Source organism: Asanoa sp. NPDC050611, assembly GCF_040654855.1.
In the GTDB taxonomy this organism is placed as follows: domain Bacteria; phylum Actinomycetota; class Actinomycetes; order Mycobacteriales; family Micromonosporaceae; genus Asanoa.
The window spans coordinates 1-24,891 of record NZ_JBFAIU010000079.1 but is presented as its reverse complement, the minus strand read 5'-3'; the positions used below and the strand labels follow the sequence as shown (position 1 = coordinate 24,891).

The 24,891-nt window shown below is 71.1% G+C and carries 26 protein-coding genes and 1 pseudogene; 14 read left to right on the top strand and 13 right to left on the bottom strand.

What is annotated here, in order from left to right:
• Positions 1-117 precede the first annotated feature (117 nt).
• Positions 118-564: a DoxX family protein gene (locus tag AB0H87_RS15220; protein WP_360144640.1), complete on the bottom strand. Its 447-nt coding sequence runs from the start codon at positions 562-564 to the stop codon at positions 118-120.
• Positions 565-633: 69 nt separating this feature from the next.
• Between AB0H87_RS15220 and AB0H87_RS15215 the strand changes: the two genes are divergently transcribed.
• A complete protein-coding gene (locus AB0H87_RS15215) occupies positions 634-1,212 on the top strand; it encodes a TetR/AcrR family transcriptional regulator (RefSeq protein WP_360144637.1) in 579 nt (192 codons plus the stop codon).
• Positions 1,213-1,219: 7 nt separating this feature from the next.
• Here AB0H87_RS15215 and AB0H87_RS15210 read toward each other — a convergent pair whose 3' ends face one another.
• Together AB0H87_RS15210 and AB0H87_RS15205 are read right to left on the bottom strand one after the other, a co-directional pair.
• The gene (locus AB0H87_RS15210; RefSeq protein ID WP_360144634.1) at positions 1,220-2,659 is read right to left on the bottom strand and encodes a GuaB1 family IMP dehydrogenase-related protein; all 1,440 of its coding nucleotides are present in this window, start codon (positions 2,657-2,659) and stop codon (positions 1,220-1,222) included.
• 33 nt (positions 2,660-2,692) lie between these two features.
• Positions 2,693-4,453, bottom strand: a complete 1,761-nt coding sequence (locus AB0H87_RS15205; RefSeq protein ID WP_360144631.1) for a biotin carboxylase N-terminal domain-containing protein — start codon at positions 4,451-4,453, stop codon at positions 2,693-2,695.
• 88 nt (positions 4,454-4,541) lie between these two features.
• Between AB0H87_RS15205 and AB0H87_RS15200 the strand changes: the two genes are divergently transcribed.
• The 4 genes from AB0H87_RS15200 to AB0H87_RS15185 all read left to right on the top strand — a co-directional run bounded on the left by AB0H87_RS15200 (position 4,542) and on the right by AB0H87_RS15185 (position 8,302).
• Positions 4,542-5,141 (top strand): PadR family transcriptional regulator, encoded by a 600-nt coding sequence (locus AB0H87_RS15200; protein WP_360144628.1) that lies wholly within the window; start codon positions 4,542-4,544, stop codon positions 5,139-5,141.
• Positions 5,142-5,203: 62 nt separating this feature from the next.
• Positions 5,204-6,163, top strand: a complete 960-nt coding sequence (locus AB0H87_RS15195; RefSeq protein ID WP_360144646.1) for an ATP-binding cassette domain-containing protein — start codon at positions 5,204-5,206, stop codon at positions 6,161-6,163.
• 5 nt (positions 6,164-6,168) lie between these two features.
• Positions 6,169-6,933 (top strand): ABC transporter permease, encoded by a 765-nt coding sequence (locus tag AB0H87_RS15190; RefSeq protein ID WP_360144625.1) that lies wholly within the window; start codon positions 6,169-6,171, stop codon positions 6,931-6,933.
• 169 nt (positions 6,934-7,102) lie between these two features.
• Positions 7,103-8,302, top strand: a complete 1,200-nt coding sequence (locus AB0H87_RS15185) for an MFS transporter (RefSeq protein WP_360144622.1) — start codon at positions 7,103-7,105, stop codon at positions 8,300-8,302.
• Here the strand turns inward: AB0H87_RS15185 and AB0H87_RS15180 are convergent.
• From AB0H87_RS15180 to AB0H87_RS15160, 5 genes are all read right to left on the bottom strand, one after another.
• Positions 8,246-8,878 (bottom strand): nucleoside triphosphate pyrophosphatase, encoded by a 633-nt coding sequence (locus AB0H87_RS15180; protein WP_360144619.1) that lies wholly within the window; start codon positions 8,876-8,878, stop codon positions 8,246-8,248. The genes AB0H87_RS15185 and AB0H87_RS15180 overlap by 57 nt on opposite strands.
• Before the next feature lie 6 nt (positions 8,879-8,884).
• On the bottom strand, positions 8,885-9,949 hold the full coding sequence (gene mycP / locus AB0H87_RS15175) for a type VII secretion-associated serine protease mycosin (protein WP_360144616.1): 1,065 nt from the start codon (positions 9,947-9,949) through the stop codon (positions 8,885-8,887).
• 26 nt (positions 9,950-9,975) lie between these two features.
• Positions 9,976-10,188 (bottom strand): hypothetical protein, encoded by a 213-nt coding sequence (locus AB0H87_RS15170; protein ID WP_360144613.1) that lies wholly within the window; start codon positions 10,186-10,188, stop codon positions 9,976-9,978.
• 971 nt (positions 10,189-11,159) lie between these two features.
• Positions 11,160-11,561, bottom strand: a complete 402-nt coding sequence (locus AB0H87_RS15165; RefSeq protein WP_360144610.1) for a hypothetical protein — start codon at positions 11,559-11,561, stop codon at positions 11,160-11,162.
• A gap of 83 nt (positions 11,562-11,644) precedes the next feature.
• Positions 11,645-11,842: an acyl-CoA carboxylase subunit epsilon gene (locus tag AB0H87_RS15160; RefSeq protein WP_360144607.1), complete on the bottom strand. Its 198-nt coding sequence runs from the start codon at positions 11,840-11,842 to the stop codon at positions 11,645-11,647.
• A gap of 89 nt (positions 11,843-11,931) precedes the next feature.
• Here AB0H87_RS15160 and AB0H87_RS15155 point away from each other — a divergent pair, with 89 nt between their 5' ends.
• Genes AB0H87_RS15155 through AB0H87_RS15135 form a run of 5 tightly spaced genes read left to right on the top strand, consistent with a single transcriptional unit; the run spans position 11,932 to position 16,429 of the window.
• Positions 11,932-13,977: a protein kinase gene (locus AB0H87_RS15155; protein ID WP_360144604.1), complete on the top strand. Its 2,046-nt coding sequence runs from the start codon at positions 11,932-11,934 to the stop codon at positions 13,975-13,977.
• Positions 13,978-14,027: 50 nt separating this feature from the next.
• A complete protein-coding gene (locus tag AB0H87_RS15150; protein ID WP_360144601.1) occupies positions 14,028-14,237 on the top strand; it encodes a hypothetical protein in 210 nt (69 codons plus the stop codon).
• 14 nt (positions 14,238-14,251) lie between these two features.
• Positions 14,252-14,992, top strand: coding sequence for a M50 family metallopeptidase (locus AB0H87_RS15145; RefSeq protein WP_360144598.1), 741 nt, complete (start codon positions 14,252-14,254; stop codon positions 14,990-14,992).
• A gap of 38 nt (positions 14,993-15,030) precedes the next feature.
• Positions 15,031-15,525: a SigE family RNA polymerase sigma factor gene (locus AB0H87_RS15140; protein ID WP_360144643.1), complete on the top strand. Its 495-nt coding sequence runs from the start codon at positions 15,031-15,033 to the stop codon at positions 15,523-15,525.
• Positions 15,518-16,429 (top strand): hypothetical protein, encoded by a 912-nt coding sequence (locus AB0H87_RS15135; protein ID WP_360144595.1) that lies wholly within the window; start codon positions 15,518-15,520, stop codon positions 16,427-16,429. The genes AB0H87_RS15140 and AB0H87_RS15135 overlap by 8 nt, the downstream gene beginning before the upstream one ends.
• Positions 16,430-16,432: 3 nt before the next feature.
• Here the strand turns inward: AB0H87_RS15135 and AB0H87_RS15130 are convergent, their stop codons facing one another.
• Positions 16,433-16,930: a MarR family winged helix-turn-helix transcriptional regulator gene (locus AB0H87_RS15130; RefSeq protein WP_360144592.1), complete on the bottom strand. Its 498-nt coding sequence runs from the start codon at positions 16,928-16,930 to the stop codon at positions 16,433-16,435.
• An 88-nt stretch (positions 16,931-17,018) separates the two neighbouring features.
• Between AB0H87_RS15130 and AB0H87_RS15125 the strand changes: the two genes are divergently transcribed.
• Entirely contained in the window at positions 17,019-18,557 is a 1,539-nt protein-coding gene (locus tag AB0H87_RS15125) for an LLM class flavin-dependent oxidoreductase (protein WP_360144589.1), read from the top strand.
• Positions 18,558-18,561: 4 nt separating this feature from the next.
• On the opposite strand, the gene AB0H87_RS15120 is transcribed toward AB0H87_RS15125, so the two are convergent.
• On the bottom strand, positions 18,562-20,151 hold the full coding sequence (locus tag AB0H87_RS15120; protein WP_360144586.1) for an acyl-CoA carboxylase subunit beta: 1,590 nt from the start codon (positions 20,149-20,151) through the stop codon (positions 18,562-18,564).
• 102 nt (positions 20,152-20,253) lie between these two features.
• Here AB0H87_RS15120 and AB0H87_RS15115 point away from each other — a divergent pair, with 102 nt between their 5' ends.
• Genes AB0H87_RS15115 through AB0H87_RS15105 form a run of 3 tightly spaced genes read left to right on the top strand, consistent with a single transcriptional unit; the run spans position 20,254 to position 22,271 of the window.
• Complete coding sequence (locus AB0H87_RS15115; RefSeq protein ID WP_360144583.1) at positions 20,254-20,754, top strand: hypothetical protein; 501 nt, start codon at positions 20,254-20,256, stop codon at positions 20,752-20,754.
• Between the two features lie 22 nt (positions 20,755-20,776).
• Positions 20,777-21,658 carry a biotin--[acetyl-CoA-carboxylase] ligase gene (locus AB0H87_RS15110; protein ID WP_360144580.1) on the top strand — a complete coding sequence of 294 codons (882 nt, stop codon included), beginning with the start codon at positions 20,777-20,779 and terminating at the stop codon, positions 21,656-21,658.
• A gap of 55 nt (positions 21,659-21,713) precedes the next feature.
• Positions 21,714-22,271, top strand: coding sequence for a PH domain-containing protein (locus AB0H87_RS15105; RefSeq protein WP_360144577.1), 558 nt, complete (start codon positions 21,714-21,716; stop codon positions 22,269-22,271).
• Here AB0H87_RS15105 and AB0H87_RS15100 read toward each other — a convergent pair.
• The 3 genes and pseudogenes from AB0H87_RS15100 to AB0H87_RS15090 form a co-directional block, all read right to left on the bottom strand.
• A complete protein-coding gene (locus AB0H87_RS15100) occupies positions 22,268-23,449 on the bottom strand; it encodes a GNAT family N-acetyltransferase (RefSeq protein WP_360144574.1) in 1,182 nt (393 codons plus the stop codon). The genes AB0H87_RS15105 and AB0H87_RS15100 overlap by 4 nt on opposite strands.
• A gap of 20 nt (positions 23,450-23,469) precedes the next feature.
• A pseudogene (locus AB0H87_RS15095) lies at positions 23,470-24,051 on the bottom strand (GtrA family protein); the annotation flags it as partial.
• Positions 24,052-24,121: 70 nt separating this feature from the next.
• On the bottom strand, positions 24,122-24,670 hold the full coding sequence (locus AB0H87_RS15090) for a GtrA family protein (RefSeq protein WP_360144571.1): 549 nt from the start codon (positions 24,668-24,670) through the stop codon (positions 24,122-24,124).
• Between the last annotated feature and the right edge of the window lie 221 nt (positions 24,671-24,891).

The following is a 24,891-nucleotide window of genomic DNA, read 5'->3' as shown; positions in this document are numbered from 1 at the left end:
AAGGACAGCCTCGAGAAGGCCGGCTTCGAGGTCGTCGTCTCCTACGTCGCGACGCCGAACCATACGCACCACCCCCCGGGCCAGGGTGGTGCGTATGGGTAAGCAGAGCAAGGATGATCATGCGGCGAGGGCGACCGTCGCGGCCAGGGCGACCCAGAAGACCTGGAGGACCGTGCGCGGGCCGATCGGCTCGACCGGCCGGCCGCCGAGCGAGAGCTTGCGCCGGGCCGCCGAGACGTTGGCCGGGAACATCGCGATCATCAGCAGCGCGAGGCCCGCGGCCGCCAGGGCGGCGGTGCCCGGGATCAGCAGGCCGACCGCGCCGACCAGCTCGAGCACGCCGGTCGCCGTGACCAGCAGGTCCGGGCGGGGGAGCCGCGGCGGCACCATCGCGATCATGCCGGCGCGCATCTTCGGTGCGAAGTGCGCGAGGCCGGTGACCAGGAACATGAGCGCGAGACCGACGCGCAGCGCGGGCAGCCAGCCGTCGAGGGCGTCGACGCCGGCGAGGCCGGCCACGCGGGCGAGGACGAAACCGATGACGAGGAAAACGAGAGGGGCCATGGCGACACTCCAATCTTGTCGATGTCAAGTTAGCATCAGAACTTGTCAGTGGCAAGTTAGAGTGGGCGCATGACAGACACGCGGCCCTATCACCACGGCGACCTCCGGCGGACCCTGCTCGCGGCCGCGGCCGAGGCGATCACCGAGAGCGGACCCGCGGCGTTGAGCCTGCGCGACCTGGCCCGCCGCGCAGGCGTGTCGCACGCCGCGCCCGCGCACCACTTCGGCGACAAGGCCGGCCTGCTCACGGCGCTCGCGGCGCAGGGCTTCGGCTACCTCGCCGACGAGCTCGACCGCACCCGCGCGGCCGGCGGTGGGGTGCTCGACGCCGGCGTCGCCTACGTGCGGTTCGCCGTTACGCACCGCGCTCACTTCGCCGTGATGTTCCAGCCGGAGCTGCTCAACAACACCGACCCGGAACTGCATGCCGCGCAGGACCGGTCCTCGTCCGCGCTGAGCGACGCCGTCGCCACCGTCGACCGCACCGAGCTGCGCGGCGCCGACGCCCGGATCGCCGGGCTCTCCGCCTGGTCGATCGTCCACGGCTTCGCCACGCTCTGGCTCAGCGGTGCGCTGCCCGCCGACCTGGGCGACAACGCCGAGGAGGCGGCGCGCCAGGTGATCCGGGGCCTGTTCGCCCCCGGCTAGCGGGCCCTCACCAGCTCGTCGACAGCGGCTTGCCTTCGGCGTACCCGGCCGTGGACTGGATGCCCACCACCGCCCGCTCGTGGAACTCCGGGATCGACGCCGCACCGGCATAGGTGAACGCGCTGCGTACGCCCGCGACGATCTCGTCGATCAGGTCCTCGACCCCGGGCCGCTGCGGGTCGAGGTACATCCGGGCCGACGAGATGCCCTCCTCGAACACCGCCTTGCGGGCCCGGTCGAACGGGCTGTCGTCGGCCGTGCGGGCGCTCACCGCGCGGGCCGACGCCATACCGAAGCTCTCCTTGTAACGCCGCCCGTCGGGGTCGGTGTAGAGGTCGCCCGGCGACTCGTACGTGCCGGCGAACCACGACCCGATCATCACGTTGGAGGCACCGGCGGCCAGCGCGAGCGCCACGTCCCGCGGGTGCCGCACGCCGCCGTCCGCCCAGACGTGCCGGCCCAGCTCGCGGGCCGCGGTCGCGCAGTCCAGCACCGCCGAGAACTGCGGGCGGCCGACCCCGGTCATCATCCGGGTCGTGCACATCGCGCCCGGCCCGACGCCCACCTTGATGATGTCGGCGCCCGCGTCGACCAGGTCCCGCACGCCCGCCGCGGTGACCACGTTGCCCGCGACGATCGGCACGGCCGGATCGAGCGCGCGGACCGACCGCAGCGCGGCCAGCATCCGCTCCTGGTGCCCGTGCGCGGTGTCGACGACCAGCGTGTCGACGCCGGCCTCCAGCAGCGCCGCCGCCTTGCCGGCCACGTCGCCGTTGATCCCGATCGCGGCCGCGATCCGCAGCCGGCCCTTGGCGTCCAGCGCGGGCCGGTAGAGCGTGGCGCGCAGCGCGGCCGCCCGGGTCAGCACGCCGACCAGGCGTCCCTCGACGTCGACCACGGGCGCGATGCGGCGCCGGCCGGCGGAGAGGGCGTCGAACCCGCGCCGCGGGTCGGCCTCGGCGGGAACGGTCAGCAGCTCGGTCGACATGACGTGCCGCAGCTGCGCGAACCGGTCCACGCCGACCAAGTCGGCCTCGGTCACCACGCCGACCGGGCGGTGGTCGGCGTCGACCACGACGACCGCGCCGTGTGCCCGCTTCGGCAGCAGGTGGATGGCGTCACCGACGGTGTCGGTCGGGCCGAGCGTGATCGCGGTGTCGTGCACCAGATGCCGCTGCTTGACCCAGGCGATCACCTCGCCGACCACCTCGATCGGGATGTCCTGCGGGATCACCGCCATCGCGCCGCGCCGGGACACCGTCTCGGCCATCCGGCGACCGGCGACGGCGGTCATGTTGGCCACCACGATCGGGACGGTGGTGCCGCTGCCGTCGTCGGTGGACAGATCCACGTCGAGGCGGGACACCAGGTCCGACCGCTTGGGCGTCATGAAGACGTCGCTGTACGTCAGATCGTGGCTGGGCGCGTTGCCGTCGAGAAACCTCACCCGCACATCATTCCCACGGGTGGGCGGTGAACGCTAAGCGATCGTGCAGATCGCGGCGCCGGCGCTCACGGTGGCGCCGACCGCCGCCACCAGCCCCGAGACCGTGCCGGCCCGGTGCGCGTTGATCGGCTGCTCCATCTTCATCGCCTCGAGCACGACGATCAGGTCACCCTCGGCCACCTCGTCACCGTCGGTCACCGCGACCTTGACGATCGTGCCCTGCATCGGGGAGGTCAGCGTGTCGCCGCCCGCGGCGCCGGGGCCGCTGCGGGCACCCGCCCGCCTGCCTGGGCGCACATTTGGAGATCCGCCCGAGTTGGCGCCCGTACCCTGGGAAATACCGGCGGGCAGACGCACCTCGAGCCGCTTGCCGCCCACCTCGACCACGACGGTCTCGCGTTCCTCCGGCGGCGTCGCCGCGGCAGCGGCAGCCGGGTCGAAGGGCTCGACGCCGCCCGACCACTCCGTCTCGATCCACCGGGTGTGCACGCGGAACGGCTCGTCGGTGAACGCGGGGTCGCGCACCACCAGGCGGTGGAACGGCAGCGCGGTGGCCATGCCCTCGACGACCATCTCGTCGAGCGCGCGCCGGGACCGCTCCAGCGCCTCGGTCCGGGTCTCGCCCGTGACGATGACCTTGGCCAGCAGCGAGTCGAAGTTGCCGCCGATGACGTCACCCTCGGTGATGCCGGCGTCGACCCGGACGCCCGGGCCGGCCGGCAGCCGCAGCTTCGTGACGGAGCCGGGCGCGGGCAGGAAGTTGCGGCCCGGGTCCTCGCCGTTGATCCGGAACTCGAACGAGTGGCCGCGGGGGGTCGGGTCCTCGGTGTGGCGCAGCGGCTCGCCCGCCGCGATCCGGAACTGCTCGCGGACCAGGTCGATGCCGGAGGTCTCCTCGGACACCGGGTGCTCGACCTGCAGCCGCGTGTTGACCTCGAGGAAGGAGATCGTGCCGTCGGCGCCGACCAGGTATTCCACGGTGCCGGCGCCCTCGTAGCCGGCCTCGCGGCAGATCGCCTTGGCGCTCTCGTGGATCTGCTTGCGCTGCTCGTCGGTCAGGAACGGCGCGGGCGCCTCCTCGACCAGTTTCTGGTGGCGGCGCTGCAGGGAGCAGTCGCGGGTGCCGACGACGACCACGTTGCCGTGCCGGTCGGCGATCACCTGGGCCTCGACGTGCCGGGGCTGGTCGAGGTAGCGCTCGACGAAGCACTCGCCCCGCCCGAACGCCGCGACCGCCTCGCGGGTGGCGCTCTCGAACAGCGCCGGGATCTCCTCGATCCTGCGGGCGACCTTGAGGCCGCGGCCGCCACCGCCGAACGCCGCCTTGATCGCGACCGGGAGGCCGTGCTGCTCGGCGAACGCGACGACCTCGTCCGGCCCCTTGACCGGGTCGGGGGTGCCGGGGACCAGCGGCGCGCCGGCGCGCTGGGCGATGTGCCGGGCGGTGACCTTGTCACCGAGGTCGCGGATCGCCTGGGGGCTCGGGCCTATCCAGGTGAGGCCCGCGTCGATGACCGCGGCCGCGAAGTCGGCGTTCTCGCTCAGAAAGCCATAGCCAGGGTGTACGGCGTCAGCGCCCGACCGGGCCGCGACGTCGATCAGCTTCTCGATGCGCAGGTACGTGTCGGCGGCGGTCTCGCCGTTCAGGGCGTACGCCTCGTCGGCCAGCACCGCGTGGGGCGCGTCCCGGTCGGAGTCGGCGTAGACGGCGACACTCCCGAGCCCGGCGTCGCGGCAGGCGCGGATGACCCGCACCGCGATCTCACCCCGGTTGGCGATCAGAACCTTACGCATATTCGGGAGTGTATCGGCGGGGATGATCCACTTACCCGGGAGTCGCTGTGGGATGTGCAACGCTTGGGGCGTGTCGGCTACCCGGATGATGATCCTCGGCGCGGTGCGCCTGGCGCAGCCCGTCCACGGCTACGACGTGCGGCGTGAGCTGCTCAGTTGGGGCGCCGACCGGTGGGCGAACGTACAACCTGGATCGATCTATCACGGGCTGCGCAAGCTGACCGAGGAGGGCATGCTGCGCGAGGTCGGCACCGACCAGGTCGGCGGGCGTCCGGCGCGCACGTCGTACGAGATCACGGACAAGGGCGAGGCCGAGTTCGAGACGTTGTTGCGTGATCTGTGGTGGAACGTCTCCCCGCCGACCGATCCGTTCTTCGCGGCCTTCTCGTTCGTGCCGGCGTTGCCCCGCTCGGAGGCGTCGGCGGCGTTGCGCAACCGGGCGAGCGTGCTGCGGGCTTCCGTGGAGGGCATGCGATCGTCGCTCGAGTCGCGGTGGATCAGCGAGCTGAAGCCTGCCCACGTGGGCTGGATGTTCGAGCTGAGCATCGCCCGCATGGAGGGGGAGATCGCCTGGTGCGAGCGGATCGCCGAGCTGATCGACTCGGGAGTGTCGTACCTCCCGGATAGCCTCCGCGAGTCTCCCGAGTTCCGTGAATATCTCGATCGGACAAGCAATATTCAACGTTGACCAGTCGAGTTATATCGCGTTAGAGTCCCGGGTGACCATAGTCGACCCGGGGGTGTGTCGTGATCATCGAGACCAGCGGGCTGCGGAAGTCGTTCCGCTCCCGCCAGGGCAGAGAGAAGAAGACAGTCGAGGCCGTCCGCGGCGTCGACCTGCGCGTCGACGAGGGAGAGATCTTCGGCTTCCTCGGCCCCAACGGCGCGGGCAAGACCACCACGCTGCGCATGCTCGCGACGCTGATCGTCCCCGACGGCGGTGCGGCCACGGTCGCCGGCGCCGACCTGCTGCGCGACCCGGGCGAGGTGCGCCGCCGCATCGGCTATGTGGCACAGGGCGGCAGCACGTGGGACGACTCGACCGCGCGTGAGGAGCTGGTGCTCCAGGCGCGGCTCTACGGCATCGGCAAGCCCGCCGCGTTGGAGCGGGCTTCCCGGGCGCTGGACGCGTTCCAGTTGTCCGAATACGCGGACCGCAAGTGCAAGACCTACTCCGGTGGCCAGCGGCGGCGGGTCGACATCGCGCTGGGCATCATCCACGAGCCGCGGGTCGTGTTCCTCGACGAGCCGACCACCGGGCTCGACCCGCAGAGCCGGGCACACATGTGGGACGAGATCCGCCGGCTGCGCGCCGAGGGCATGACGGTCTTCATCACCACGCACTACCTCGAAGAAGCCGACGCGCTCTGCGACCGCATCGCGATCATGGACAACGGCGAGGTGGTCGCGGAGGGCACGCCGTCGGAGCTGAAGCGGTCGATCTCGCACGACGTGATCACTGTCGGGCTCAACGGCGCGACGGCCGACGCGGCCTCGGTGCTCGACTCCGCGACGTTCGTGGCCCGGCTGGAGAAGCTCGACACCGGCGACGGGCTGCGGCTCTTCGTCGACGACGGCGCCACGGCGATGCCGCAGGTGCTGCGCGAGTTGGAGCGCAACGGCGTCACCCTGAAGTCGATCGAGCTGCACCGGCCGAGCCTCGACGACGTCTTCCTGACCAAGACCGGCCGTTCGTTGCGGGAGAAGTGAGTCTGATGAAGTTCCTCCGTGACTGCTGGCTGATCTTCTCCCGGCAGATCCAGCTCCTGCTGCGCAACCCCGTCTGGGTGTTCGTCGGCGTCTTCCAGCCGGTGATGTACCTCTTGCTCTTCGCGCCGCTCCTCAAGCCCGCGCTCTCGCCGTTGGGCGTGACGTCGGACGCCGAGGCCTACCGGGTGTTCGTGCCGGGCCTGCTCGTGCTGCTTGCCATCTTCGGCGGCCTGTTCCAGGGCTTCGGGCTGATCGCCGAGCTGCGGGCCGGCGTGATCGAGCGGTCCCGGGTGACTCCCGTGAGCCGCTTCGCGCTGCTGCTCGGCCGGTCGCTGCGCGACGTGGTGTCGCTGATCGTGCAGGCCGGCATCATCACGATCCTGGCGCTCTTCTTCGACCTGCGGGTGTTCATCGGCGACCTGCTGCTGGCCTACCTGATGCTGGCGCTGATCGCGCTGATGACCTCGGCCGTCTCCTACGGGGTGGCGCTGGCGGTGAAGAGCGAGGACGCGCTGGCCCCGCTGATGAACACCGTGGCCCAGCCGGTCCTGCTGCTGTCCGGCATCCTGCTACCCCTGCAGTTCGCGCCGGGCTGGCTCGAGGACGTGGCCAAGTGGAACCCGTTCTCCTGGGCGGTCGACGGCACCCGGGCCCTGTTCGCCGGCGACGTCGGCAACGACAAGGTCTGGCAGGGGCTGCTCATCGTGGCCGTGCTGACGGTGCTCTCCGTCTGGTGGGCGGCGCGCGAGTTCGCGCGCAGCGTGCGCTGATCCGGGGGTGAGGATGTGGTGCCCGGCTGGGGGGCGGGCACCACATCGCCTCGGTCTGTGTGCCGTGCGGTTGTGTGCTGTGGGGTTGAGTGCTGTGCGGTTGTGTGCTGTGCCACCCGCGGGATTTTCGGCCGCGTGTGAGAGCGGTTTCTCCGCGTAACGTGAGGTCGTGCCGCGCCTCGTCCACGACCGGATCACCCTGCTGCTCTACCTGCAGCTGGGCGTCTGGGGCTTCTTCCTCTACGGCTTCGGCCCGGTCGTGCCGCTGCTCCGCGACGAGCAGGGTGTCAGCGCGGCGCTGGCGAGCCTGCACGGCACGGGCCTCGCGGCCGGCATCGTGATCGCGGGCTTCATCTTCTCGCCGCTGTCCCGCCGCATCGGGCGCGGCCCCACGATCTGGACCGGCCTGGCGGGCGTGGCCCTGGTGGTCGGGATCCTCTGGGTGGCGCGCCCGCTCCCGGTGACGGTCGGTGCGGCGGTGCTGGTGTCGGTCTTCGGCTCGCTGATCGTCAACGGCGTCAACGCGGCGCTGTCGGACCACCACGGCCCCGCGGCGCCGGCGGCGCTGTCGGAGGCGAACGCGACCGCCGCCTTCATGGGCGTGGTGGCACCACTGGTGGTCGGCGGTTTCGTGGCGGCGGGCCTGGGTTGGCGGGCGGCGCTGTCGCTGGTGGTGGTGCTCATCGCGACCGTGCTGCTGCTGGCGGGCCGATGGCGGGTGCCGGTGCCGGCGCGCGTCGTGTCCGCGTCTCCTGGTTCGGGCCGGGCCGCGTTGCCACGGCCTTACTGGATCACGTTGGTCCTGCTGGCCGCGGTGTCGTCGATCGAAGTGTGCTTCTCGCTGTGGGCGGTCGAGGTGCTGCGCACGCACGCCGGCATGGCCTCGGGCCCGGCCGCGGCCTCGTTCGCCGCGGTCCTGGCGGGCATGTTCGTCGGTCGGGTGGTCGCGGGCCGGGTCGCGCTGCACGTGCCGACGATCCGCCTGCTGTTGCTGTCGCTGGTACTTACGCTGGCGGGCTTCGCGGTGTTCTGGGTGGGTACGGCCCCGTGGCTGGCGGTCACCGGCCTGTTCGTGGTGGGCCTGGGCATGGCGGTCCAGTACCCGCTGGTGATCTCGCTGGCCCTGGCCGCCGCTCCGGGCCAGGCGGACCGGGCGTCAGGCCTGACGTCGTACCCGGTCGCCTTCGGCTTCGGCGTAGCGCCGGTCCTGCTCGGAGCGCTGGCGGACCGCTCGGGCACCCACCTGGCGTTCCTGGTGCTGCCGGCCTTCATCGCGGCGGCGGTGCTGTTGACGGTGTGGCTGGCCCGCGTACTAGCTCTTCCAAAGGTCGGTGAGCCGCACACCGAGATCGTCGAGCAGGTGGCGTAGCAGCGGCAAGGAAAGCCCGACGACGGTGCCGTGATCGCCCTCGATCCGCTCGACAAAGGGCCCACCAAGCCCATCGATGGTGAACGCCCCGGCGACGTGCAACGGTTCGCCGCTAGCCACGTAGGCCGCGATCTCCTCATCGGTGAGCTCGGCGAAGTGCACGGTGGTGGACCCGACGGCCCCGACGGTGACCCCGGCGAGATCGATCAGATAGTGCCCGGTGTGCAGTACACCGGACCGCCCGCGCATGGCCCGCCAACGCTGCACAGCGTCGTCGGCGTCGCTGGGCTTGCCGAGAACCTGCCCGTCGAACTCGAGAACGGAGTCGCACCCGAGCACGAGCAACCGCCCACCGGGACTGACACTGATGCCCTCGACCCCAAGCCGCCTCGCCACCTCGGTGGCCTTCATCCGGGCAAGGGTGAAGCAGAGCTCTTGGGGAGTGGGCTCACTGACCGCACTCTCGTCGACCCCGCTGACCACCACTTCCACGTCGATCCCGGCCGCACTGAGCAACGCCCGCCGGGCGGGACTCGCGGACGCCAACACCAAGGTCGTAGATCCAGCCGTACGCACGGGGAGCTACGCTACCGGCCCGCGCGGTCTGCGATGCCGACGGGCACGTACATGGATCGCGAAGGCCGTGATAACAACCGCAACCACAACCAAACCCCCAACCGCCACCCACCACGAGCCGCCGGGCGATTGCTCGGGCGGGCTACTCGCGGCTGCGGGAGTGGGAGTTGCGCTGGGCGGCAGGTCAGCAGTAAGCGCCGCGACGAGGTTGAGCACCCCGTAGCCATACTGGTCGTCGCGACCTGGCGGCCCTTTGTCCGTGGCGGTACTCGTGATTCGGCGAATTACCTCGCTCGCGGAAAGCTGCGGATAGCGGCTTCGGACCAAGGCCACCGCGCCAGATACGATCGCCGTGGAATCCGAGGTCCCACTGCCGGCTTCGTATCGGGCGTTCGGACGCGTGGTCATGATGTCAACACCAGGAGCGGTGATCATGACTCGGTCGCCGCGGACCGAAAGGTCCGCTGCGTCTCCGGTTCGATCCGTTGCGCCGACCGCAAGGACGCCTGGATAGAAGGCAGGAAACCCGACTACCCGCTGTGTAGGACGATTCCCGACTCCAGACACGACGACGATATCGGCGTCTATCGCAGCTTCAACGGCCTCCTCTAATTCGGGCGTGTGCCCGCCATGTGAGGAGATGTTGATGACATCTGCCCTGTGCTCTATAGCCCATCTGACTCCTGCGGCCGTGTAACGGCCGTCGCCCTGTCTGCCGGTCGCGTTATCAACGATCGGCAAGATCTTCGAGCGCGGCGCGAGACCCAGCGCTCCCTCATCTTGGCCGTGGCCGTGAGCGGCGACTAGTCCGGCCATCGCCGTGCCGTGGCCCACTGAATCCTTGTGCCCGTCGCCGGTCGCGCTCGTGTCCACCACCGTTCCCGGCAGGAGGTTTCCCGCAAGGTCGGGATGCTCTTCCACGCCAGTGTCGATGATCGCCACTGTGACGCCTTCGCCTTGTGCGATCCGATGTGCTTGTTCCACCTTCAAGAAGCTCAGGTGCCACTGACTGCGGCGAACGTCAACCAAACGCTGCCCATGATCAACTACTGTGTGTGGCAAGAAAATCACGGCTAGAACGAGCAGCGCTCCAGCTTTCACTCGCTGAGGCCGATCGCGGGGCCGGGATCGAAGTCGTTGCTGGCATTCGGGGGAAGAACAACCGGCGGCACGCCCACCGCCGTCTCCCATGGATGGTCCTGGATGGATCTCCGCCTCGGCGTATCGTCGGTCCGCGGCGGAATCGAACTGTTCGACATGGGATAGCCGGCCGCGGGTGTCTGCTTCGTTGGGGCCGGCGCGTCGATCACGCCGCCTGCTGGCAAGGCTCGCTGCGGAGAGGGCAACGCTGGCTGTGACCTCGCCGGAGCTCCGCCGATGATTCCGCCCGGCATCACTTGCGGCTGCGGCGTCGTGCCGGCCTTAGAGATGGGCGTTCGCGCGATCTGTCCAGGGAGGAGACGGCCAGGACGCGGATGCGCATTCTGTGCTGTTTGACCTTGACGGCTCGGGGTTGACGACGGCGTAAGCCCGCTCCCCGATACGGCTGCGTGCCTTGCTGGTGCGGGGACTGAAGCGGACCGCTGTGCCGCCGTTTGCCGGCGGGGCGGCCGCGTTGGACCGCTTGACTGCGGAGTAACCACCGTGATCGGTGGCAGAACTGGTCCGGAGTCGGCCCCGGTCCGAGTTTGCTCGATCGGACCGCGGGGAGCATATGGTTCCGGGCTACGAAGTCGACGTTGTGCCACGACCAAGATTTGACTGAGATCTGACATGACTACGCGCGCTCTTAGGTTCAGTCGTTCTATGTCCGCGTCGGTGACAGGGGTTGGGCCTAGCGAAGTTCCCGGAAGCTGCGACGCCTTCGTTGATTCGACCAGCGCCTCGTAGGTTTCTGGCCTCCAGTTTTTCCGCGTACTCGGTGTGGATTGTCGAGACCTGTTTCCGCGCCGATTCCAGGGTGGTCGTTGCTGTTGTGAGCGCGCTGTAGTTGGTCGCCGCTATCTCGTGCGTCGTGCGGACGTGGGTGATCAGGTAGTCCAACCTCGCGAGGAACGTCCTTGCCGCACCGCTTTTCTCCGGCGGCCACGCCTCCGCCAGTTGGTCGCGGTAGATCTGTAGGCGGGCCAGGTGGGTCGCGGTCAGTTCAGAAAGCTTCCGCAAACCCGTCGCGTGGCGCCAGTGGGACTCTGTTTCCTGTGGAGCGAGCATGCGCCACATCGACGGGGCGTCGTGGCGGGACCAGTCCGTGGCCGTGATCGGCAGCGCGTCGCCTGGGGAGTCATGCATCGGGGGATCCCGCTGCCGTTTTGTTCAGCGCCGCCTTGACGTCCTCGACCTTGGCCGCGGCGAAGGCGTCCGTTTCACGGTAGTTGCGGCTTACCTCGCCGGCCGCTACGGCGAAGCCGCCGGTGACGTCCTGGTAGTAGTACACCGTGTACGCCGTGTCCTGCGCCGTTGCCGCGTGGCTCTGGAGGAAACCGACCAACTCCGGAAAATCCGTATAAGCGGGTGGCAGCTCCGCCATGATGTCGTCGAAGATCGGCGCGACGTGTGGGGCGAAGTTGTCGCGGACCTCGGCATCCAGTTTGGTGGCGAGCTCTTCCAGGCGTTGGATGTCCGCCTCGATCGTTGCGTAGTCGCGCAGCCAGGCCGGGGGAAGGTCCTCGTTGGACTGCGCCATCGTCCCTCCTCGCGGTCACCGAGCAGTTGCTGACCGTGAGGCTAGACCTACCCAACCACCGCGCGCAGCCCTGAATGTGCGACTCAGCGCGGCAGTGCCGACGCGCGCCAGGCGCCGGGGCCCGCAGGCAACGGCCCGGGGCGGGCGGATCGGGCCCAAAGCGACGAAACCGGAACCGCCGAAGCGGACCGGGTGCGCAGCGACAGGGCACCCACCAGGGCCGCCAACTCCTCAGGGGTGGGCGCTCCGCGGGTGACACGAAACAGGGGTTCCTGCGACATCCCACCAGCGTACGGTCGGTTTAGGTCACATGAGCAACTGCCGCCCGTGTGGCGATCAGCTGCCACAGGTACGGTTTTGGGTGATGTCGATGACTCAGCCGCCGCTCGTCGCCGACCGGTATCGACTCGTCGAGCCGCTCGGGCAAGGTGGCATGGGCCGGGTCTGGCGCGCTCTCGACGAGGTCCTGCACCGTGAGGTCGCGATCAAGGAGCTTGTCCCGCCCCCGGGACTGACCGACGACGAGCGTCGGGAGATGCGGGAGCGGTCGCTCCGTGAGGCGCGGGCGATCGCCCGACTCAACCACATCAACGTGGTACGCATCTTCGACGTCCTCCGCACCGACGGCGATCCGTGGATCGTCATGGAGTACGTGCCCTCCCGCTCGCTGCAGGACGTGATCGCCAACGACGGGCCGCTGCCGCCCGTACGCGTCGCGGAGATCGGCCTCGGCATGCTCGCCGCCCTGCGGGCCGCGCACCGGGCCGGCGTCGTCCACCGCGACATCAAGCCCGCCAACGTCCTGCTCGCCGAGGACGGCCGCGTCGTGCTCACCGACTGGGGGCTCGCCACCATGCCCGGCGACCCCACCGTCACCCGCACCGGGCTCGTCCTCGGCTCGCCCGCCTACATCGCCCCCGAGCGTGCCCGGGACGGCACCTCCGGGCCCCGCACCGACATGTGGTCCCTCGGCGCCACGCTCTACGCCGCCGTCGAGGGGCAGTCGCCGTTCGCGCGTCCCTCCGCGCTCGCGACCCTCGCCGCGCTCGCCACCGAACCGCCCGCGCCGGCGCGTCGGGCCGGGCCGCTGCGGCCCGTCCTCAATGGACTGCTGCGCAAGGATCCGGCCGACCGGATCGACCCGGAAGAGGCCGACCGCTTGTTGCGGCGCGCGTCCGGCCGCAAGACCGTCCCGCGTCGCCCGCTGCTCGACGGGGTACGCCGCCCCACCGCGCTGCGCGACCGCCACGGCTTCCCACCGCTGCCGGCCGCACCCGCGTCACCGGCCGCCCCCACACCACAAAGCCCAGCACCACAAAGCCCAGCACCACAAAGCCCAGCACCACAAAGCCCAGCCCCAGCGCCGCAGAGCCCGGCGCCACAGGGTCGCGCGCCGCAACCGCGGGCACCCCACGACCCGCCCGGCGCCGGCGTCTGGCCGCTCTCACCGGCGAGCCCCATGGCGGCGGCGGCCGCACCCACGGACGAGGAAGAGGCCGCACCACCGGAAGACCGGACCCGCCCCGTCATCGTCCCCGGCTCCCCAGCCGGCCCGACCTCCCCGGCGGCCCGCCCGACGTCCCCAGCCGCGCACCCCACCTCGCCCGCCGCCCGACCGATCTCACCGGCCGGCCTCACCCCGCGCCCGACCTCCCCGGCCGGCCGCGCGTCGGTCCCACCCCCGCAACCCGACCAGCGCCGCACCGACCAGCGCACCCGCTCCCTGGCCGTCCTGGCCGCCGCGCTGGCCGCCGTCGTACTCATGATGGCCGTCGTCCTCCTGCTCCTCCGCGACGACGACAAGCCGACCGACCAGCGCGCCAACCCGCCCGCCGGGGCCACCAAGCCGGGGGCGCCCGCCGGCACGACCGGCGGCCAGACGCAGACGGACAACCCGCAGACCGGCAATCCGCAGACCGACCAGCCGGGCACCAAGCCGTCCGCGGCCAGCGGCCCGCCGGCGTTCGCGCTCCCCGCGGGCTGGCGGCTGCGCGACGACGGCAGCGGCTTCAAGGTGCCGGTGCCGGAGGGCTGGACGTTCAGCCGCGACGACGGCGGCCGCGCCCGGTGGACCGAGCCCAACGGCAACCGCTTCCTGCTCATCGACCAGACCCGGACCCCCAGGTCCGACCCGGTCCAGGACTGGCGCAACAACGAGGAAGCACGCAAGGACGGCTACCAGGACTACCGGCGGATCAGGATCGCGGCCGTCCGGTACTGGAAGAAGGCCGCCGACTGGGAGTTCACCTACACCTCCAACAGCGGCACCCGGCTGCACGTGCTCAACCGCGGCTTCGTCACGGCCAGCGACCAGGCGTACTCCATCTACTGGAGCACGCCCGACAGCCAGTGGCGGGCCAGCCGCGACATGCTCGACGTCATCATCGAGGGGTTCGTTCCGGCCCGGCGTGACTGAAAACCCTTCCGTTGGGTATTGACACCCGCGGCACGGAAGGAGGTGACGAGATGAACTACCACCGGCGGCACGGAACTGTGCCGAGCTACCTGCTCTGGGCGCTGGTCGTCATGGGCGACCTCATGCTCGTCGTGGTCAACGCGGGCCTGACCGTGCTGATCACCCTCCTCTGCCTCGCCACCGGCGGCGGGCTCGCCGCTTGCGCGTCGAGAATGCGCCGCCAGGCGACCACGGCCATGCCCATCAAGCGCGACGCATAGTACTGTCGCGGGCCATGCGGCTCGACGAGGTCACGGACATCTGGGATCGCCTGTTCGGCGCGCAACCCGACCCACCTTCCTGGCTGGTCGTGGTGACCGCCCTGCTGGCGCTCGCGGTCGTCGCCGTGCGCGGGCCGTGGCGGGTTTCGCGCAACGCCATCACGATCGCCCACGAGGGCGGCCATGCCCTCGCGGCGTTGCTCACCGGCCGCCGGCTGCGCGGCGTCCGGTTGCACTCCGACACGTCCGGGCTGACGCTCTCCGCGGGGCGGCCGACGGGTCCGGGCATGGCGATGACCCTGTTCAGCGGGTACGTCGCACCGTCGTTGCTGGGTCTCGGCGGTGCGGTGCTGCTCGGCGGCAACCACATCACGCTGCTGCTCTGGCTCACGGTCGCGTTGCTGCTGGCGATGCTGACGCTGATCCGGAACCCGTACGGCGTCTTCTCGGTCGTGCTCACCGGCGCGGTGGTGTTCGCCGTCTCCTGGTTCGGCTCGCCGCAGGTCCAGGCGATCTTCGCGTACCTCGCGGTCTGGTTCCTGCTGATCGGCGGCGTCCGCCCGGTCGGCGAGCTGCAGACGCTGCGCAGCCGGGGCCGCCTGCCGGACTCGGACGCTGACCAGCTCGCCCGGGTCACCCACGTGCCGGCGCTGCTCTGGGTCACCCTGTTCGGCGCGGTCGCCCTCGTCGCCCTGGTCATCGGTGCGTATCTGCTCGGTGACCCGGTCCTGACAGCGGCGGGAATCACGACGTAGGAAGCAACCGAAGCCGGAGCCCAAGCGTCTTGGCTTTCGTGGAGGGCGCGGACTTCGACGAGTTCTACCGGGCCAGCCGGCAGCGGCTGCTCGGTTTCGTCTACGTGCTGACCGGCGACCTGTCGGAGGCGCAGGACGCCGTCCAGGAGGCCTACATCCGGGCCTGGCAGCGCTGGGCGACGGTGCGTGACTACGACGACCCCGAGGCGTGGATGCGGGTGGTGGCCGCGCGGATCGCGGTGAGCCGCTGGCGCAGCCTGCGCAGCCGGGCCCGGGCCTACCTGCGGCACGGTGCGGTCGAGTCCGTGCCGCCGCCGAACACCGACACCGTCGAGGTGGTCGCCGCACTGCGCCGGCTGCCGGAGGAGCAACGCACCGCGATCGCCCTCTACTACCTGATGGGCATGCCGGTCGCGGAGGTGGCCCGGGCGACCGGCGCGCCCGAGGGCACGGTCAAGGCGCGGCTGGCCCGTGGCCGGGTCGCGCTGGCCGGCCTGCTGGCGGTCGAGCTGGGTGAGGTGGCGGATGCCTGACGACGCCGACCTCGCCGCCCGGATCGCGGCCGACCTCGCGCAGGTGAAGTGGCCGGCGGGCGACGAGATCCGCCGCACCGCCCGCCGCCGCACCCGCCGCAGCGTCCTGGCCGCCTCGTTGTCCGTACTCGTGCTGTTCTCGGGGATCTGGGTGGTCGCCACGCGCCCGTTGCAGGCGCCGCCGCTGCAGACCGGGTTCGCCGCCGCACCGGAGTCCGTGCCGGAACCCGTGCCGACCACCATCGGCCCGGGCGACCCGGCCTGGATACCGCCGGAGGCGTTGCTGACACCCGAGGACGTGGGCCAGGGTCTGGTCGCGTCCCGGGTCTCGGTCGACCAGGACCGCCCGGTCGGCGACTGGATGTTCACGCTCGCGCCGTGCCGGAACTACCTCAGCGTGCGCACCTACGAGGGCGTCTACCAGTTCCGGCGGCAGCAGACGGTGGAGTACCCGCCGAAGATCCCTGGGCAGCCGGAGACCGGGATGCCGGTGCTCTACCAGACCGTCATGCGGCTGCCCGCCGGCGCGGCCGAGCAGATGATGAGCGACGCCGTCACCGTCGCCAAGGTGTGCCCGAAGTACGTCTCGGAGGGGACGCTGTCGGCGGCCGAAGCCGGGCGCAGCGGCCAGGTGGTCAAGCAGCTGCCGGTGCAGACCACGCACGCCTGGCAGCTGGTCGACCGCGGTTTCGCCGGCGACGAGTCCCTGCTGTTCAAGCACACGATGGTCGCCTCGACCGGTGCGCGGCGCGCGGACCTGGGCGCGTCCGCGGTCGTGGTGCTGCGGGTCGGTGATCTGGTCGCGACGGTCGAGCAGGTCGACGGCGAGAACCCGGCCAGGACCCGCAAGCTCGCCGCCCGGGCCGCCTCGTGGCTGTGCACGACGGCGACCCCGCCCTGCTGACCCTCAGGCGCCCCGGGCCAGCTCGGCCACCGCGCGGAGGTGGGCGTCGTCCTTGGCCAGCCGGGCCAGCACCGCGTCGCTGATCGAGGCGAGCGCGTCGAGCTGGGCCGGCGTCAGCAGGTCGACGAGGTACGTCCGGACCGCGGCGACCCGGTCGTCGGTGGCCGCCTCGACCGCCTCGCGCCCCGCATCGGTGAGCTGGAACACCGCGCCGCGCGAGTCTTCGACGCACTCCTCCCGGACCACCAGGCCGCGGGTCTGCATCCGGCCGAGGTGGTGGGACAGCCGGCTCTTCTCCCACTGGACCTCACAGCGCAGCGCCAGCCCGCGCAGCCGGTGCCCGGGCGCGGCGAGCAGCGCGGACAGGATCGCGTAGTCGGCGTCGGAAAGCCCGGTGTCGGCCATCAGCTGCCGGTTGAGCTGGCTGGCGAGCAGCCCCTGCATCCGGCGGTAGCCATCCCAGGCCCGCGCCTCGCGCGGGGACAGCGGAAGGGTGCCCATCCTGTGACGATAGCCATTGGTTGACGCATCATCCAGTTGCGTTATGGTTGACGCGTCAACCGTGTCGCCCAAGCGAGGAGTACCCCCAGTGACCGACTACGGGCACGAGCTCCAGTTCGGCACCTTCATCACCCCGCGTGCCGACGCGCCGGAGCGGGTCGTCGCGCTCGCCCGGCTCTCCGAGCAGGCCGGGCTCGATCTCGTGACCGCGCAGGACCACCCGTACCAGGCGGCGTTCCTCGACACCTGGACCCTGCTCTCGATGATCGTCGGCCGGACGGAGCGGATCCGCGTCTCGCCGAACGTGGCCAACCTGCCGCTGCGGCCGCCGGCCGTGCTGGCCCGCTCCGCCGCCAGCCTCGACCTGCTCAGCGGTGGCCGGGTGGAGCTGGGCCTCGGCGCCGGCGCGTTCTGGGACGCGATCGCCGCCAACGGCGGGCCGACCCGCACCCCGGCCGAGTCGGTCGAGGCGCTCGAGGAAGGCATCGCGGTGATCCGCGGCATCTGGGGCCGGACCGGTCCTTCGGTACGCGTCGACGGCAAGCACTACCAGGTGCGCGGTGCGAAGGTCGGCCCTGAGCCGGCGCACGACATCAGCATCTGGGTCGGCGCCTACAAGCCGCGGATGCTCCGCCTGATCGGCCGGCTCGCCGACGGCTGGCTGCCGACGCTCGGCTACGTCCAGCCCGACCAGCTCCCGGAGATGAACAAGCTGATCGACGACGCGGCGGTGAAGGCCGGCCGGTCGCCAGCGGACATTCGCCGGCTCGTCAACTTCAGCCCGGGTGGTGGCGTCAGCGGCACCGCCGACGAGTGGCCCGAGCAGCTCGCCGAGCTGGCCCTGACGCACGGCCTGAGCACGTTCATCCTGGCCGGCGACGACGCGACGTCGATCCAGCGCTTCGGCGCCGAGGTGGCCCCGGCGGTGCGCGACCTCGTGGCGGCCGAACGCACCCGCCCGAGCACGCCCCCCGCCCCGGCGGAGACGAAGCCCGAGCGCGAGACGGTCACCATCACCGGCGAGATCCCCGGACTCGGGCTGACCCCGACCCCCGACGACGGCAAGCGGCTCTCCGCCCGTGCGCTCTGGGACGAGAGCGAGCGCCCGGTGGCGCCGCGGATCGACGCCGAGCGGAAGTACACCCGGCACGAGCGGGCCCGTGGCCAGCAGCTCATCGACATCCACGACCACCTCCGCCAGGAGCTGGCCCAGGTGCGTGACCTGGTCGACCAGGTCGAGGCCGGGATGCTCGGCATCGGCGAGGCGCGCTCGGCGATCAACGAGATGACGCTGCGGCAGAACAACTGGACGCTCGGCACCTACTGTGAGTCGTACTGCCGGCTGGTCACCACCCACCACACCATCGAGGACGCCTCGATGCTGCCGAACCTGCGCCACGCCGACGCCCGGCTCGCGCCGGTGACGCTGCGCCTCGAGGAGGAGCACAAGGTCATCCACGAGGTGATCGAGGCCGTCGACCGGGCGCTGGTCGCGCTGGTCGCCGGCCAGGGTGACCTCAAGGGCCTGCGGGACGAGGTCGACCTGCTCACCGACACGCTGCTCTCGCACCTGTCCTATGAGGAGCGTTCACTGGTCGAGCCGCTCGCCCGCTACGGCGCGCACTGACGACCTAGAGGGGGATGTTGCCGTGCTTCTTGGGCGGCAACGTCTCCCGCTTGGTGCGCAGGGCCCGCAGAGCGCGGACGATCTGCACCCGCGTCTCGTGCGGCGGGATCACCGCGTCGACATAGCCGCGCTCGGCCGCGATGTACGGGTTCGCGAGCGTGTCCTCGTACTCCTCGATCTTCGCGGCGCGCAGGGCGACCGGGTCGTCGGCCTCCGCCAGCTCGCCGCGGTAGAGGATGTTGACCGCGCCCTGCGCACCCATCACCGCGATCTGGGCGGTCGGCCAGGCGAAGTTGAGGTCGGCGCCGAGATGCTTCGAGCCCATCACGTCGTACGCGCCGCCGTACGCCTTGCGGGTGATCACGGTGACCTTCGGGACCGTGGCCTCGGCGTACGCGTAGATGAGCTTGGCGCCGCGGCGGATGATGCCGTCCCACTCCTGGCCGGTGCCGGGCAGGAAACCGGGCACGTCCACGAAGGTCAGCACCGGGATGTTGAACGCGTCGCAGGTGCGCACGAACCGGGCCGCCTTCTCGGACGCCGCGATGTCGAGCGTGCCGGCGAACTGCATCGGCTGGTTGGCCACCACGCCGACCGGCCGGCCCTCGACCCGGCCGTAGCCGACCACGATGTTCTGCGCGTAGAGCGGCATCACCTCGAGGAACTCGCCCTCGTCGAGCACGTGCTCGATGACCGTGTGGATGTCGTACGGCTGGTTGGCCGAGTCCGGCACGAGCGTGTCCAGCTCGCGATCGGTGTCGGTGATCTCCAGCGTGGCCGGCGCCGCGAAGACCGGCGGCTCGTCGAGGTTGTTGGAGGGCAGGTAGGACAGCAGCGCCTTGACGTAGTCGATCGCGTCGTCCTCGTCGGAGGCCAGGTAGTGGGCGTTGCCGCTGCGGGTGTTGTGCGTGCGGGCGCCGCCCAGCTCCTCCATGCCGACGTCCTCGCCGGTGACCGTCTTGATCACGTCGGGGCCGGTGATGAACATGTGCGAGGTCTGGTCGACCATGACGGTGAAGTCGGTGACGGCCGGCGAGTAGACGGCGCCACCCGCGCACGGACCCATGACCAGCGAGATCTGCGGTACGACGCCCGAGGCGCGGACGTTGCGGAAGAAGATCTCGCCGTAGAGGCCGAGGGAGACCACGCCCTCCTGGATCCGCGCGCCGCCGGAGTCGTTGATGCCGATCACGGGGCAGCCGGTCTTCATCGCGAGGTCCATGACCTTGACGATCTTCTCGCCGAAGACCTCGCCGAGCGAGCCGCCGAAGACCGTGAAGTCCTGTGCGAACACGCAGACCTGGCGACCGTCCACGGTGCCGTAGCCGGTGATGACGCCGTCGCCGTACGGCCGCGTCCGCTCGAGTCCGAACGCGACGGAGCGGTGCCGGGCCAGCTCGTCCAACTCGACGAAGCTGCCCTCGTCGAGGAGCATCTCGATCCGCTCGCGGGCGGTCTTCTTGCCGCGCGCGTGCTGCTTCTCGACCGCGCGCGCCGAGCCCGCGTGGGTCGCTTCGTCGCTCCGCGCCGCGAGGTCGGCGAGCCGCCCGGCGGTGGTGTGGATGTCGACGTCGGCGCCGCGTTGATCTGTCACGGCCCGATCGTAACTACGGTTCAGTAACCCGGCCGTGTGCGGTACGTCTCGACACAGCCATAGCGTTTCGCCAGTATTGCCCGATTCGTTACACCTCTCGTGATGATGGTCGTCGGGCTGCTGTTCCTGATCGGAGGCACAGGCGTCCTCCTCACGATGAACCGGCTGTTGTGGCCGCTCACCGAGGGCGACGCGGCCGGAAGCCCGGGTGCACCCGGGCGCATGCCGGTGGCGGGCGGCCGGCCGGGGCCGGCCCGCCACCCGCGCGGCCGGGCCGTCGCGTCCGCCGGCCGCCGCGCGCCCGCCCGGGAACGGGCGCAACACCCGCCGGCGTCGTCCCGGTCCCGGGAGGCGCCGCGGGCCCAACCCACGGTGCCGGCTCCGCCGCCGGTGCACGCCCGGCCGACGGCGCCAGCCCCGCCAACGGTGCAGGCTCCGCCGTCGGGCCGGCACGCCCGGCCCGACCAGGGCCAGCCGGCCAGCCGCGGCGGCGGAGCCCGGGCCCGGCTCCGGGTCGTCACCGTGCCCGATCGCCAGCCCGCGCGCACCGCCGCCGCACCGCCGCCCGGCCGGGTCTACGGCGGCGCCCGCCGGGCCGGGTAACGGCCGGACGTAGGCTTGCCGGGTGCCCGGCTCGCCGTACACCGATCTCGACCGACCGCCGCTCAACGCCCGTGCTCTCGAGCGCGCGCTGACCGGTCCCGGCGAGCTGTGGAACAAGATCGATCTGCGGTCCGAGACCGCCTCCACCAACGCCGACGTCGCCGAGGCCGCCCGGTCCGGTGCGCCGGAAGGGCTCGTCGAGATCGCCGAGCGGCAGACCGCCGGCCGGGGCCGGCTCGGCCGCACGTGGATCTCCCCGGCCCGCGCCGGAATCGCCGTCAGCGTGCTGCTCCGCCCCGGTGCCGGTGACACCGAGCGGGGCTGGCCGCCGTTGCCGACCAGCGCGTACGCCTGGCTGCCCCTGCTCGCCGGCGTCGCCCTCGCGGAGGCGGTGATCCGCCTGGCCGAGCTGCCGGACGGCCTGGTCCCCGAGCTCAAGTGGCCCAACGACCTGCTGCTCGACGGCGCCAAGTGCGCCGGCATCCTGGCCGAGGGCGTCCCGGACGGCGCCGGCGGCCCGGCGGTGGTGATCGGCATCGGGCTCAACGTCACGCTCCGCGCCGACGAGCTGCCCGCCAGCCCGACCGGCCTGCCGGCGACGTCGCTGCGGCTGGCCGGCGCCGAGGTGACCGACCGCGACCCGCTGGTGCGGGCCACCCTGCGCGGCATCTCGACGTGGTACGACCGTTGGCGCGCGGCCGGCGGCGACGCGGCGGCCAGCGGGCTGCGCGGCGCCTACCTGAGCCGGTGCGGCACGATCGGCCGGGACGTGCGGGTCGTGCTGCCCGGCAACGCCGAGTTCACCGGCACCGCGACGGGCGTCGACGACAGCGGCCGGCTGGTCGTGCGTACCCCCGAAGGCGACCGGACCGTTGCCGCGGGTGACGTGGTCCACCTGCGCTGAGAACCGACAACATCCGGGGGTACGCGCCGGCGGGGCGAGGCAGTAGGTTCACCCCGTGGCTTTCCCAGAGGACGTGTTGACCAGTGACGAGCGGGTGGTGCTGCACGTGCACCCGCACTGGAAGACGCTCGCGCGCCCCATCCTGCTCGGTGTCGTGGTGGTCGCCGCGGCCGTGGTCGCGCTGGTCTTCGTGCCGAGTGGCATCGGCCGGCTGATCATCGGCGTCGCCGCCCTGGTCGTGCTCGTCTGGCTGCTGCTGCGCCCGATCCTGGTGCGGCAGACCACCCACTACGTCTTCACCGACCAGCGGATCCTGCTGCAGGTCGGCATCTTCAACCGCGACCGGCGCGACATCCCGCTTAGCCGGGTCAACGACCACTCGATGAACCAGCACTTCGTGGAGCGCCTGCTCGGCACCGGCACGCTGGTCATCGAGTCGGCGGGCGAGCGGGGGCAGCAGGTCCTGCACGACATCCCGCAGGTGGAGAAGGTGCAGACGCTGCTCTACGAGCTGGTCGAGGCCGACCACGACCGCGACTCGCTCGACGAGGGTGAGATGCGCGAGATCATGCGTGAGCACCGTGAGGCGCAAACCAACGGCGAGCCGGCCTAGAACTCCGCGTTGACGTAGGGCGGCTGCACCGGGAACAGGTCCCGGAGCGCCTCGGCCGCCTCGACCGGGATCGTGCCGAGGCCGCGCAGGGCCACCTCGACCGGGTCGAGCACGCCGTAGACCAGCGCCGACAGCCCGGCCGCGGTCAGCGACGCGCCGGCCGGCGCGTCGGCGCGGTCGACCTCCAGCGTGCCGCCGGTGCCGTCCAGGTGGTAGCGGCCCGCCAGCAGCGCGTCGTCGACGACCTCGATCGTCATCGCCACCGGTCCGGCGGCGATCCCGTCGATGCCGTCGAGCGAGAGCACCCGGCCCATCGGCGCGTTCGAGCCGAGGCTGCGCACGTCGGCCTTCGTCTCGACCCGGAAGTCGTCGGCCCACAGCTCGGGGGTGTCGCCGGGCAGGAGCCCGAGCTTGACCCGGTCGACCTGGTCGGCGTGCCGGGCGAGGAAGCTGAGCAGCAGGGCCCGGCCGGCCGGGCCGGTGTGCAGCAGCGTGTCCCCGGACAGCTCACCGAGGTGGTCGTCGATCCGGTAGCTCAGCGCGCCCGCCACCTCGCCGTCGACGTGCGCGGTGACGACCCACTTGCGGTCGTCGCGCAGCGACACCGCCCGGAAGTCGGGGAACGTCGCGAAGCCGTGCCGCTCGCCGAGCAGCCGCCGGGTCAGCGCGCGGTGGTCGGCGTAGCCCTCCGCGATCCGCCGCCAGCGCAGCTCGCCCGGCAGGTTGGCGCGGAGGAGGTCGGCGAGCCCGTCCGGGGCGAACGTGGCGGAGCGGTGCTGCGGCAGGGTCACGTAGCCGAAGCGCGCGTAGAACGACGGCCGGAACGGGTAGAGCACGGAGATCGGGTGGCCGTCGTCGCGCAGCTCCTCGAGGAGCTGGTTGAGCAGCAGGCGGACCAGGCCCCGGCGGCGGGCCAGGGGGTGGGTCGCGACGCCGGCGACGCCGACCATCGGCAGCACGGTGCCGCGCAGGTTCTGCTGCATGGGAATGCCGGAGACCGCTGCGAGGGTCTCGCCGTTCTCCTCGGCGACCAGGGTGTGGTTGCCGGAGTGGTACGGGAGGAACTCGCGGTAGTGCCGGGACACCGCCTGCTCGGTCGGCGACTTGTCGAACGCGTACGACTGGAGCGGGAAGGACGTGGTCAGCCGCTCGTCGCCGCTGATCCGGCGGACTCTCAACGCCGGCGGCGGACGGTGCCGGCGGACTCGAACTCGCCGACGACCTCGGCCAACTCGGCGACCGGGTCGAAGGTCGCGATCACGTCGCCGTCGATCGGGTGGTGGCCGAACTGGCGGACGTGGGCCACGCCGGGTGCGGGCGCCGGGGTCTTGGTGACCTCGGGTTTGGGCGCGGCGCGGAAGACCCAGGTGCGGTAGGTGTAGAAGCGGAAGACCGTGGCGATGCCGATGCCCAGGAACTTGAAGACGTTGAGCACCAGCAGGCTCTCGGTGCCCAGACCGTATTTGGCGATGCCCAGCACGCCCAGCTCGATCACCAGGCCGGCGGCGTTGAAGAGCACGAAGAGCGTCGTCTCGCGCCGCATCGCCGACTTCGGGCGGTCGCGGTAGGTCCAGTGCCGGTTCATCAGGTACGACGTGAACGTCGCGAAGACCGTGGCGAAGACGTTGGCCTTGAGCTGTCCGCCGTGGAACACCGTGAGGGCCAGCGCGTTGAAGACCGCGAAGTTGATCACGAGGTTGACGCCGCCGACGATCCCGAACTTCAGCGCCTCACGGATGAGTTTGTTCCACCGCTCGGGCAGCATTCGGTCCACGCGCATTTGGCCACCTTAAAGGAGACGGGCGGTTCAGTTTGTGCCAACGGCGGGTGCTGGGGGAGAACTCACGTCCTCAGTCACCCTTGGTTACCGCCGCTGGAGCGGACGGTGTTCGTGGTGCTGCCGCCGCATCGATGAAAACGAACCGCCGGTAGGACCAGAAACGAAAAAGTGTGCCGACAGCCGTGCCGACCAGTTGGCCGGAAATGTTGTCGGCCAGGGTCGTCTCGAAGGCCGGCCAGAAGTTGCCGAGTATGTAATGGCTGATACCCAGGCAAGCGAGGCCTATGCCGAGACCGACCGCGTTGAAGAAGAAATAGAGGAGGTATTCGCGGTGCAGGCCGTTGCGCTCGCGATGCCGCCAGGTCCAGAAGCGGTTGCCGACGAAGGCCAGCGTCGCGGCGATCACCGTGGAGATCGTCTTCGCGACCAGCGGCGGAGTGCCCGCGCCGCTGATCAGCAGGTTGAATATCAGCAGGTCGACGAGGAAGGCGATGCCGCCCACCACGCCGAACTTGCCGAACTCCTTGACCAGGTGACCGAACCGCTCGCGCAGCCGCGCCACCGCCCCGACGGGGGCGGCCGAAGATGACGACTCGTCGTCGGCGACGGTTGCGGACACGGGCCGAGACTACCGTCTGTGCGCACCCCCCGTTCGGCGCGCGCAAAAGGTTGACCAGACGGTGATCCACGGCGGGCAGCGCCGGTGCGGCCCGTGACCGCACCGCCGCCAAGGGTGTCTATCCGGCCGCCGGCAGGTCCGCCAGCTCGTCGAGCGCGGCCCGGCAGTCGGCGCAGGTGGCCAGGTGACCGTCGACCGTGCTGCGGGCCCGGCGCGCCAGC

What these genes read in the sequence shown, in the direction of transcription:
- AB0H87_RS15215 (WP_360144637.1), top strand. Translation starts at nt 634, where the DNA reads ATGACAGACACGCGGCCCTATCACCACGGCGACCTCCGGCGGACCCTG.
- AB0H87_RS15150 (WP_360144601.1), top strand. Translation starts at nt 14,028, where the DNA reads ATGAACTACCACCGGCGGCACGGAACTGTGCCGAGCTACCTGCTCTGG.
- AB0H87_RS15200 (WP_360144628.1), top strand. Translation starts at nt 4,542, where the DNA reads ATGATCCTCGGCGCGGTGCGCCTGGCGCAGCCCGTCCACGGCTACGAC.
- AB0H87_RS15145 (WP_360144598.1), top strand. Translation starts at nt 14,252, where the DNA reads ATGCGGCTCGACGAGGTCACGGACATCTGGGATCGCCTGTTCGGCGCG.
- AB0H87_RS15165 (WP_360144610.1), bottom strand. Translation starts at nt 11,561, where the DNA reads ATGGCGCAGTCCAACGAGGACCTTCCCCCGGCCTGGCTGCGCGACTAC.
- AB0H87_RS15190 (WP_360144625.1), top strand. Translation starts at nt 6,169, where the DNA reads ATGAAGTTCCTCCGTGACTGCTGGCTGATCTTCTCCCGGCAGATCCAG.
- AB0H87_RS15160 (WP_360144607.1), bottom strand. Translation starts at nt 11,842, where the DNA reads ATGTCGCAGGAACCCCTGTTTCGTGTCACCCGCGGAGCGCCCACCCCT.
- AB0H87_RS15115 (WP_360144583.1), top strand. Translation starts at nt 20,254, where the DNA reads ATGATGGTCGTCGGGCTGCTGTTCCTGATCGGAGGCACAGGCGTCCTC.
- AB0H87_RS15220 (WP_360144640.1), bottom strand. Translation starts at nt 564, where the DNA reads ATGGCCCCTCTCGTTTTCCTCGTCATCGGTTTCGTCCTCGCCCGCGTG.
- AB0H87_RS15130 (WP_360144592.1), bottom strand. Translation starts at nt 16,930, where the DNA reads ATGGGCACCCTTCCGCTGTCCCCGCGCGAGGCGCGGGCCTGGGATGGC.
- AB0H87_RS15135 (WP_360144595.1), top strand. Translation starts at nt 15,518, where the DNA reads ATGCCTGACGACGCCGACCTCGCCGCCCGGATCGCGGCCGACCTCGCG.
- AB0H87_RS15155 (WP_360144604.1), top strand. Translation starts at nt 11,932, where the DNA reads ATGACTCAGCCGCCGCTCGTCGCCGACCGGTATCGACTCGTCGAGCCG.
- AB0H87_RS15205 (WP_360144631.1), bottom strand. Translation starts at nt 4,453, where the DNA reads ATGCGTAAGGTTCTGATCGCCAACCGGGGTGAGATCGCGGTGCGGGTC.